We start from the raw sequence: 8,755 nt of genomic DNA on the forward strand, positions 1-8,755 counted from the left end.
AATTGCAGGCCCTGTTGGACAGCCCGGCCCGTCAGCGCACGCGCCTGAAGCGCGACTTGGCCAATCTGCGCAAGGATTACGCCGAGGACACCGCACTCGGCCGTCGCCGCACTACGATCGCCCAGGCGACGCCGACGGTGGCGTTCAGCATGGATGCCATGATCGAGAAGGAGCCGGTCACCGTGGTTCTCTCGCAGCGGGGATGGATCAGGGCCGCACGCGGGCATGTGGCGCTGGATAGCGATTTCAAGTTCAAGGAAGGCGATGGGCCGGCCTTTGCGCTCCACGCGCAGACGACGGACAAGCTGCTGATCGCGGCGGACAACGGCCGGTTCTACACCTTGGGCGCTGATAAGCTGCCGGGGGCGCGCGGCTTTGGCGAACCGGTCCGCACGATGCTGGACATCGATCCCGATGCGCACGTCGTGGCACTGCTGGTGCATCGGCCCAAGGGACAGCTGCTGCTCGCCTCCAACCTGGGGCGCGGCTTCGCGGCGGAGACGGACGAACTGCTCGCCGATACCCGGCGCGGCAAGGCGGTGATGAGCACCAAGCCCGGCGTGCGCCTGGCGCTCGTGCGGGAAATCCCCAGCGCCCATGATCACGTTGCGGTGGTGGGGGATAACCGCAAGCTGCTGGTCTTCAGCCTGGAAGAGCTGCCGATCATGGCGAAGGGTCAAGGCGTCACCCTGCAACGCTATCGCGATGGCGGCATGTCTGACGCGGTGACGTTGAAGCTGGAAGATGGCCTTTCCTGGACCATGGGTGGCGACAGCGGGCGGACCCGGGTCGAAAAGGACCTCATGCCCTGGAAGGTCGCACGCGGCGCAGCCGGTCGATTGCCGCCACAGGGCTTTCCCAGGGATAACAAGTTCTAGGCCGGGCGGCAGGCCTGTTCTTGCCGAAGTGGTGGGGATTGGGTGGTTTGCCGAAGAAGCCGGGCCTAGCTGCCGCCTGACCGCCGTCGGAGCCTCTTTGCGGCGCTGGCCCTATCGCCGCGCGCTGGAAACAATTCCCCAGCGACGCCTAATCCATAGGGCGGCATGTTGACAAAAATGGATTCAATGCCTGTCTTGGGAACGGAATAGGTTTCATGCCAAATGCCGACGTCGCCGCTCGTGCCGATGCGCGCATTGAACCGCTTCCAGGCATCAAGGTGTAGCCGGCCGGCGCTGTGAGCGTAAGCATTCAGGTCGTCGGTCGACCGCCAGAGCTGAAGCACCCCGATGTTACGAAAGCCGAACATGAAGCGCGTTGACAGCAGGCCGATTGAAGGGTCAGCTTCCTGTTCCTTCAGCATCTTCGGCATTTCACGCGCTACTGGCAGCCACTTCCATATCTTCCAGAAGCGATTGATCCGCATGCCGATGGCAAACACGACGATGTCTTCGGTGGTTTCCGCGCAAAGGCGTTCGGCTCGCAATGTCATATCGTCCATCTTCGCCCAGCACTCCTCTGTAACCCTGCGGGTATAGGGCGATGGATGGCGGCAAATTCGCACGGCCCCTGGATGTCTGCAACCAGCATCGTGGATGGAACGAGACGCCCGTTTATCCGCGCAGCCTGGCCGTCGCAGCCCTCGTCAACCGAACTAGCTGTTCTCATCCTGCGGATGGTGAGGCACCAGGATCAGCGTGCGGCCCTCCACGCGCCAGCTGGCCAGGCGAGAAAGCAGGTTCATGCCGATCACGTTGGCATCGCCCAGCCCCGGGGCGACCACGGCATCCAGATCGCGCGCGACGACGCTGCCAAAGCGCAGTTCGTCGATCGAGGTCAGCTGGGCCTGCACGGTGCCATTGGCGGTGCGCATCATGATCGCTTGCGGAAAGGGTTTCTCCTTCAGCTGCGCCGCCTCGGCCAGGGCGGGGGAGATCGCCGTCAGGGTCGCGCCGGTGTCGATGAGGAAGCGGCTGGGCACGCCGTTGATCGTGGCGCGCAGCCAGAAGTGGCCATCGCGGTCCATCGCCACGCGCGTCTCACCGCCCTGAACCGATTGCTCCGGCATGCCGATCTGCGGCAGCGCCAAATCGTTTCCACTGGTAAAGCGCGTCACCTGGGCGATCGTCAGCAGCAATGCTGCGACGAGGCCGAGGTTGCCCACGCCGCGCACGAAGCCGCCCAGAACCGGCGAGGCGCCGCGCAGTACGCCGCCCACCGCGGTCACGAATATCGACACGAAGGCCAATGTCAGCAGCGGCTGCTGCGTCAGGAATTGTATCAGTCCGGGGAAGTCCACCCAAGGTTCCTAGCAAGGGCAAGCTGACTGCTTGCTGATCATCCTGAAGTAGTGCGTCAGGGACGATTTTGCAGCGGCTGTGGCGCAACCTCGTCCAACATCGCCAGCACCCGCTCGCGAGGGGGGAAGCCCTCCGCGATCCATCGGTCTTCCAAGGCGCGCAAGGTTCGGGCGACTTGCGGCCCGGCGTCGATCCCGCGCGCGACGATCTCCCCGCCTTTCAGGGGAAAGGCTGGCACGTCCCAGTTGTCGAGCGGTGCGATCGACTGTCCCGCGAGCAGCAGCCGATCCAGTGCCTCACTCGGCCCCAGCCGATAGGCCAGCGCGCGCGCATCATCCGGCTCGTCGGAACGGGCGGCGGCCAGCGCCAGACGCTTTTTCTGCGCCGAAGAGAGGCGAAATCGCGAGGCGATATGTTCGGCCAGCGGCCGATCGGGCGGCAGCAGCGCGGCCAGACGGCGCAGTGGATCAGGCGCAACGCCTTGGGTCTGTTCCTGAACCACCAGGTCGGCCAAAGTCTCGGGCTGGGCTTCGGGAAGGATCTGAGACAGCACGCCAAGCTCGGCCATGCGGGCGATAGTGGGCGCGGGCTGCGGCAGGCCAAGGAGGTTCATCATCTCCATCCCGATCCGCTCCCGCGAAAGACCTTTCAGTGTTGAGGCCAGTTCGGCGCAGGCCTCTTCCGCTTCGGCATCAGCGGGTTGGCTGCCGAACCGCGCCTGAAAGCGGAAGTAGCGCAGGATCCGCAAGTGATCCTCCCGGATGCGCTGGCGGGCATCGCCGATGAAGCGCACTCGCCGCGCCGCCAGATCATCCAGTCCGCCGAACCAGTCCGAAATCGCCAGCGTCACCGGATCGGCGTAGAGCGCGTTGATCGTGAAATCGCGCCGGGCGGCATCCTCGCGCCAGTCGGTGGCGAAAGCGACGGTGGCACGGCGGCCATCGGTGGAGACGTCATGCCGCAAGGTGGTGATCTCTACCGGCCTGCCCGCCAGCAGCGCCGTGACGGTGCCATGCTCGATCCCCGTGGGGATGTTGCGGATACCGGCTTGATCGAGGCGCGCGATCACGTCGGCCGGGGGAAGCGGCGTCGCCACGTCGATGTCCTTTACCGGCAAGCCCAGCAGCGTATCGCGCACTGCCCCGCCGACGTAGCGGCCATTGCCATCGCCCAGCGCCGCGAACAGGGCGCGCAAATCCTCTCGCCGGGTCCAGTCGACGGACGGAAGCTCAGCCATGCCAGCGCAGCCTTTGCGACAGGTTGTGGACGATTGCGGCGGTGACGCCCCAGATGGCGTGGCCCTGCCAGTCGATTTCGATGAAGGGATGCACCTTGCCGCCCACCTCGATGGTTTTCTGTACCTGATTCTCGCGGTCCAGCACAAAGTCGACCGGCGCTTCGAACCATTGGGCCACTTCGGCGGGGTTTGGCACGATCTCAAGATCGGGCGGGATCACCGCCAGGACCGGCGTGATCTCGTAGCCGGTGCCGGTGCGATAGATGTCCGTGGTGCCGATCACGCGCACATCGCGTGGGGCGATGCCCAGCTCTTCCCAGGCCTCTCGCAAAGCGGCTTCCACAGCGGTTTCACCGGGATCGAGCCGACCACCCGGGAAGGCGATTTGTCCTGGATGAGCGCGCATTGTCGAGGGGCGGTGGAGGAACAGGAAGCCGGGGCGCTCTCGCTCGGTCATCGCCATCAGCACCGCCGCCGGGCGGAAGCTTTCGAACTTGGTGATGCGCGGATCGGTCCAGATATGCGGCTCGCTATCTTCCTGCCCCTCATGGAACAGCGCCGAAACCCTGTCGAACAGATCGCTCATGCCGGAAGAAGCGGGAAGCTCTGCCCTTTGCTGGATACGGACGTGCCATCGCCCGCCAGCGCGATTTCCGCCAACTGCGCCCAGGTGCTGCGGTTGAGGCGCGCTTCGGTGCCGTGGCGCACGCCCAGATAGATCGCGGGATTGTCGGCGTCGCCACGTACGTGGATCGGATGGTCCGGGCCGGCGATCACGAGATCATCGGTGTTCAGGCGAAACGCCAGGGCGTCCCCATCCTGCCGCACGTCCACCGCGATGAACGCGGCGTCTTCCACCGCGATCGACAGCTTCTGAACCGGGGTGACCAGCCAATGCTGTCCCTCCGGATCACGGGTGAGCAGTGAAGCGAAGGCGCGGACCATGGCCGGGCGGCGGATTTCCCCACCCTGGTGGAACCAGCGGCCATCCGCGGCGATGCGCATCTCGCTGTCGCCCTGGTCTGCTGGAGACCAACTGTCGAGCGGCGGCAGCTTGCGCGATTCCACCAGCCCGGCGATCTGGGCGAGGGACAAAGTGGCGAGTTCGGGGGGCGGTTCGTAGGGCATGGCTTTCGCGATGCCAGATAGGAACGCGCGCAACAATGGCGAGAGGGAGAGAGAGGGGCGGAGAGCCCTTTTCCTCCGCCGCCCGGTTTATCGCGTCCAGGGCCCCAGCGTGCCGGCTCCGGGAAGCACGGCGGGATTGTCACACCGAACCAGCAGGCGGTGCGCCTCGAACGGGCCGGGCAGTTCCCAGCCGGACGTATGATCGGCAACGAAGCCCCACTCGCCGTAATATTCCGCGTCCCCGATCATCACTTGCGGCAGCGGCGCGCGCGAATCGATGCCGGAAAGGCTGGCGGTGACCAGCGCCTTGCCGAAGCCTTCGCCCTGCTTTTCGGGCAGGACGGCGACGGGGCCGACCATGATCATCGGATGCGGCCGTCCGTCCGGTGCGGTCAGCGCCACGGGCCAGCACTGGATCGTGCCCACTAGCATCTCTCGCTTGTCCAGCGCCGCGAAGCTGAGCGCGGGAAGCCAGTCCATACCGTCACGCACCTTATAAGCGGTGCGCGCGTGTCGGCCCGGTTCGAAGGCACGGTCGAGCAGTTCCTCGACGAGGGCGGGGTCGACATTGTCGAGCGGAATGATCGCGGCTTCGGACATGGCCGCGCGCCGATAGGGGCGGGGGGCGAGAATGTCGACCTTAATCGCGCTTTCTATCGTGCGTCGGCAGACGTCAGGCGCAGGAGCCGGCCAGCGCCACTCTCCTTGCCATCCTCCAACACCCAGAGCGAGCCATCGGGCGCCTGCGCCAGATCGCGGATGCGGTGCGGCATGGGCGTACGCGCTACTTCGCGGGCCTTTTCCCCCTCGATCGCCACGCGCACCAGGACATTGGGCTTCATCCCGCCGACCAGCGCCTGGCCGCGCCACTGCGGGAACATCGTCCCGGTGTAGAACATGAAGTTGCCTGGCGCGATAACCGGGTTCCAGCTTATCGCGGGCGCGGCCAGATCCGGGCGCGTGGAATGACGGGGTATCGCGCGTCCGTCATAGTGATCGCCGTTGGAGACGAGAGGCCAGCCATAGTTCTGGCCCGGCTTGATGATGTTCAACTCGTCACCGCCTGCGGGCCCATGCTCCATGTCCCAGAGCCGGCCCTGCGGATCGAAAGCGAGGCCCAGCAGATTGCGGTGGCCATAGCTCCAGATCTGATCGGACGGCGCGCCGCGGTTAGCGAAAGGGTTTCCGGCGGCGGGAGTGCCATCAAGGTTGAGGCGAAGCACTTTGCCCAGGTTGCCGGTCAGGTCCTGAGCCGGGGTGAATTTCTGACGCTCACCCGAGCTGACGAACAGGTATTTGCCATCGGGCGAAAAGGCGATGCGATGCGAATAGTGCCCCTGGCCGGTGACCTTCGGGGTTTGCCGCCAGATCACTTTCAACCCATTCAACTGGCACGAGAGGGGCGTGGCGCAAGCGAGTGCGCCCCGGCCAACCACTGCCCCGCGCGTGTCACCATCTCCGGCCTCTGCCCAGCTGAGATAGATCGTGCGGCCATCCAAAGTCTTGCCGGACCCGGCTTGGCCGGGCGCGAATACGACATCGCCCAGGCCGCCTTGTCCGCCATAGGCGACCTTGGGGAGGCCAGAGACGGTCCCGATCTTGCCATCGGGCGTACGGAACTTCATGGTTCCGCTACGCTCCGTCACCAACAGGATACCGGTGCCTTGGTCGAACTCCATCGCCCAAGGCTCTTTGAATTGGGCAAGGACTTGCGTGCGCAATCCGTCCTTCACGCTGGCCTCACCGCCGTCGCGCTTTTCCCCCGGTGCGGCGCCGGCGCAGCTTGCGACCGCGACGGCGAGGGGCGATAACAGGGCGAGCAGGCGAACGGAGCCACCGAAGTCGATCATGCCGTTAATAACGCATTCTCCCCAACCTGTTCCCGCGCAACCTTTTGAAACAATCTGCGACTACGTTATCGGCGTCGATGAAGCCGGTCGCGGGCCTCTGGCAGGGCCGGTGGTGGCCGCTGCCGTGGTGCTGTGCAAGCCGCGCCCATCGGGGCTGGACGACTCCAAGAAGCTGACGCGCGAACGCCGCGCAGTGCTGGAAGCCACGATCAAGCGCCGCTGCCAGTGGGCCGTAGGCGTGGTGGACGTGGAGGAGATCGATCGCCTCAATATTTTTGGCGCGACGATGCTGGCGATGACGTTGGCGGTGCAGGGCTTGTGCGAGAAGTTGGGCTCATCGCCGCGTGAAGTGCTGATCGACGGGAATTTGACGCCCGCCGGTCGGCGCCCCGAATGGTGCTGGCAAGCACGCCCGATCGTGGGTGGCGATGCAATCGAGCCTTGTATCTCCGCAGCCTCGATCATTGCCAAGGAACATCGCGATCGCCTGATGCGTGATCTGGCCGCGGCCCACCCGCATTATGGTTGGGATCGCAACGCGGGTTACGGCACGCCGCAGCATCTGGCCGCCTTGCGAGCCCATGGGGCGACCCCACATCACCGTCGCAGCTTCGCCCCCGTCGCGCAGCTCAGCCTTCAACTGGAGCCCACGGTGTGACCGATTTTACGCAAGCGAATGTGCCGGATCAGACCGGCAAATGCATGGTCGTGACCGGGGCGAACACGGGGATCGGTTTCGCCGCCGCCAAAGTGCTGGCAGAGCGCGGCGCGCGTGTCCTGCTGGCTTGTCGGGACGAGGACAAGGCCCGCGCGGCCATGGTCCGCATCCGCGACAACGTGCCCAGGGCCGACCTGGGATTCGTGAAGCTGGACCAGTCAGACCTCGACAGCGTGAAGGCAGCCGCAGAGGTGATCGCGCGCGAGCCGCGGGTCGATGTACTGCTCAACAACGCCGGGGTCATGCTGCCACCCTTGCAGCGCACGGCGCAGGGGCATGAGCTGCAGTTCGGCGTCAACCATCTCGCCTGCCACGCGCTATCCCTGCTGCTGGTGAATAAACTGACTGAGACGCCAGGCTCCCGCGTGGTGGTCACCTCCAGCGTGGCGCACAAGCGGGGCCGGATCGACTGGGTCGATCTCGATGCCCACCAATCATACAACCGCTCCGATCGTTATGCGGCCAGCAAGCTGATGAACCTGGTGTTTGCCCTTGAGCTGGATCGCCGGTTGCGAGCGGCCTCCATTCCGGTGCGCGCCATCGCCTGCCACCCCGGTGTCGCCGCCACGGAATTGTCGCGGCATCTGCCGGTGGTGCTGCGCGGCTTATGGCCCCTGGCGGGTGTGTTCCTCAACGATGCCGAGCAAGGCGCGTGGCCCGCCTTGCAGGCCGCCACCTGGCCCGATGCGCAGGGGGGCGATTATTACGGCCCGCAGCAGCGGTTCGAAATGGCGGGACCGTCAGGCCCGGCAAAGCCGACGGTTGTGGCTCGCGATCCGGAGACCGCGCGACGGCTTTGGGACGTTTCGGTGAAGCTGACCGGCGTCGATCTAACTGTCTGAGCGGACTCGATAAGCGTTTTCAGACGCCCACTCCCGCCAAGCGACTCGCCTGATTTTGGCGAGTCGCCTCTTGACGCGGACTCCAGAAAGACTCACCCTAGGCGCTGACGGGTGCGATGGAGGAGGCATGGGGCAGTTACTCACCAAAGAGCGGATCAGGGCCAGGGCACCAGCGCCCGTGCCCAAGGAACTGCTGCCGCTTGGCCAGATTCTGGATGGTGACTGCATCGCGGCGATGCGGTCGTTGCCCGATGCGTCGATCGACATGATCTTTGCCGATCCGCCTTACAATCTGCAGCTCGGCGGCGATCTCTCGCGCCCGGATGGCAGCCATGTTGATGCGGTGACCGATCACTGGGACAAGTTCGACAGCTTCGCCACCTACGATGCCTTCACCCGCGCCTGGCTGGCCGAGGCACGCCGTATCCTGAAGCCGGACGGTTCATTGTGGGTGATCGGATCATACCACAACATCTTCCGCGTCGGCGCTAGCCTTCAGGACGCGGGGTTCTGGATCCTGAACGACATCGTTTGGCGCAAGGCCAATCCGATGCCCAACTTCAAGGGCACGCGCTTTACTAATGCGCACGAAACGCTGATCTGGGCGTCGATGGGTGAGAAGGCGAAGTACACCTTCAACTATACCGCGATGAAGACCCTGAACGACGAGCTGCAGATGCGCTCTGACTGGGTGCTGCCGATTTGCGGCGGGCAGGAACGGCTGCGAAAAGGCGGGCACAAGG

At 65.0% G+C, this 8,755-nt stretch carries 11 protein-coding genes; 4 read left to right on the forward strand and 7 right to left on the reverse strand.

Features of this window, described 5'->3' with window-relative positions; all coding sequences use genetic code 11:
• A partial coding sequence (locus tag ACHWRX_RS09625) for a DNA gyrase C-terminal beta-propeller domain-containing protein (RefSeq protein WP_394659025.1) occupies positions 1-878 on the forward strand: 878 nt, incomplete at its 5' end.
• Positions 879-943: 65 nt separating this feature from the next.
• Here the strand turns inward: ACHWRX_RS09625 and ACHWRX_RS09630 are convergent.
• From ACHWRX_RS09630 to ACHWRX_RS09660, 7 genes are all read right to left on the reverse strand, one after another.
• Positions 944-1,438 (reverse strand): DUF4188 domain-containing protein, encoded by a 495-nt coding sequence (locus ACHWRX_RS09630; protein WP_394659026.1) that lies wholly within the window; start codon positions 1,436-1,438, stop codon positions 944-946.
• Positions 1,439-1,591: 153 nt separating this feature from the next.
• Positions 1,592-2,236, reverse strand: a complete 645-nt coding sequence (locus tag ACHWRX_RS09635; RefSeq protein ID WP_183617420.1) for a retropepsin-like aspartic protease — start codon at positions 2,234-2,236, stop codon at positions 1,592-1,594.
• 56 nt (positions 2,237-2,292) lie between these two features.
• Positions 2,293-3,474: a CCA tRNA nucleotidyltransferase gene (locus ACHWRX_RS09640; RefSeq protein ID WP_394659027.1), complete on the reverse strand. Its 1,182-nt coding sequence runs from the start codon at positions 3,472-3,474 to the stop codon at positions 2,293-2,295.
• Positions 3,467-4,060: an NUDIX hydrolase gene (locus ACHWRX_RS09645; RefSeq protein ID WP_394659028.1), complete on the reverse strand. Its 594-nt coding sequence runs from the start codon at positions 4,058-4,060 to the stop codon at positions 3,467-3,469. Before ACHWRX_RS09645 ends, ACHWRX_RS09640 begins: the two co-directional genes overlap by 8 nt.
• A complete protein-coding gene (locus ACHWRX_RS09650; protein WP_394659029.1) occupies positions 4,057-4,602 on the reverse strand; it encodes a DUF1285 domain-containing protein in 546 nt (181 codons plus the stop codon). Before ACHWRX_RS09650 ends, ACHWRX_RS09645 begins: the two co-directional genes overlap by 4 nt.
• Positions 4,603-4,689: 87 nt before the next feature.
• Entirely contained in the window at positions 4,690-5,202 is a 513-nt protein-coding gene (locus ACHWRX_RS09655) for a GNAT family N-acetyltransferase (RefSeq protein ID WP_058737972.1), read from the reverse strand.
• Between the two features lie 53 nt (positions 5,203-5,255).
• On the reverse strand, positions 5,256-6,452 hold the full coding sequence (locus tag ACHWRX_RS09660; RefSeq protein WP_394659030.1) for a PQQ-dependent sugar dehydrogenase: 1,197 nt from the start codon (positions 6,450-6,452) through the stop codon (positions 5,256-5,258).
• Here ACHWRX_RS09660 and ACHWRX_RS09665 point away from each other — a divergent pair.
• From ACHWRX_RS09665 to ACHWRX_RS09675, 3 genes are all read left to right on the forward strand, one after another.
• Complete coding sequence (locus tag ACHWRX_RS09665; protein WP_394659031.1) at positions 6,451-7,110, forward strand: ribonuclease HII; 660 nt, start codon at positions 6,451-6,453, stop codon at positions 7,108-7,110. The two genes, ACHWRX_RS09660 and ACHWRX_RS09665, sit on opposite strands and share 2 nt — an antisense overlap.
• Positions 7,107-8,012, forward strand: a complete 906-nt coding sequence (locus ACHWRX_RS09670) for an oxidoreductase (RefSeq protein WP_394659032.1) — start codon at positions 7,107-7,109, stop codon at positions 8,010-8,012. Before ACHWRX_RS09665 ends, ACHWRX_RS09670 begins: the two co-directional genes overlap by 4 nt.
• Positions 8,013-8,139: 127 nt before the next feature.
• Positions 8,140-8,755, forward strand: a 616-nt coding sequence (locus ACHWRX_RS09675; protein ID WP_394659033.1) for a DNA-methyltransferase, incomplete at its 3' end; no start/stop codon positions are given.

This window comes from uncultured Novosphingobium sp., assembly GCF_964277725.1.
GTDB classification, from domain to species: domain Bacteria; phylum Pseudomonadota; class Alphaproteobacteria; order Sphingomonadales; family Sphingomonadaceae; genus Novosphingobium; species Novosphingobium fluoreni.

Excerpts from the sequence above, each read along its gene's own strand:
- ACHWRX_RS09640 (WP_394659027.1), bottom strand. The coding sequence starts at position 3,474 with ATGGCTGAGCTTCCGTCCGTCGACTGGACCCGGCGAGAGGATTTGCGC.
- ACHWRX_RS09660 (WP_394659030.1), bottom strand. The coding sequence starts at position 6,452 with ATGATCGACTTCGGTGGCTCCGTTCGCCTGCTCGCCCTGTTATCGCCC.
- ACHWRX_RS09630 (WP_394659026.1), bottom strand. The coding sequence starts at position 1,438 with ATGGACGATATGACATTGCGAGCCGAACGCCTTTGCGCGGAAACCACC.
- ACHWRX_RS09655 (WP_058737972.1), bottom strand. The coding sequence starts at position 5,202 with ATGTCCGAAGCCGCGATCATTCCGCTCGACAATGTCGACCCCGCCCTC.
- ACHWRX_RS09645 (WP_394659028.1), bottom strand. The coding sequence starts at position 4,060 with ATGAGCGATCTGTTCGACAGGGTTTCGGCGCTGTTCCATGAGGGGCAG.
- ACHWRX_RS09665 (WP_394659031.1), top strand. The coding sequence starts at position 6,451 with ATGCCGTTAATAACGCATTCTCCCCAACCTGTTCCCGCGCAACCTTTT.
- ACHWRX_RS09650 (WP_394659029.1), bottom strand. The coding sequence starts at position 4,602 with ATGCCCTACGAACCGCCCCCCGAACTCGCCACTTTGTCCCTCGCCCAG.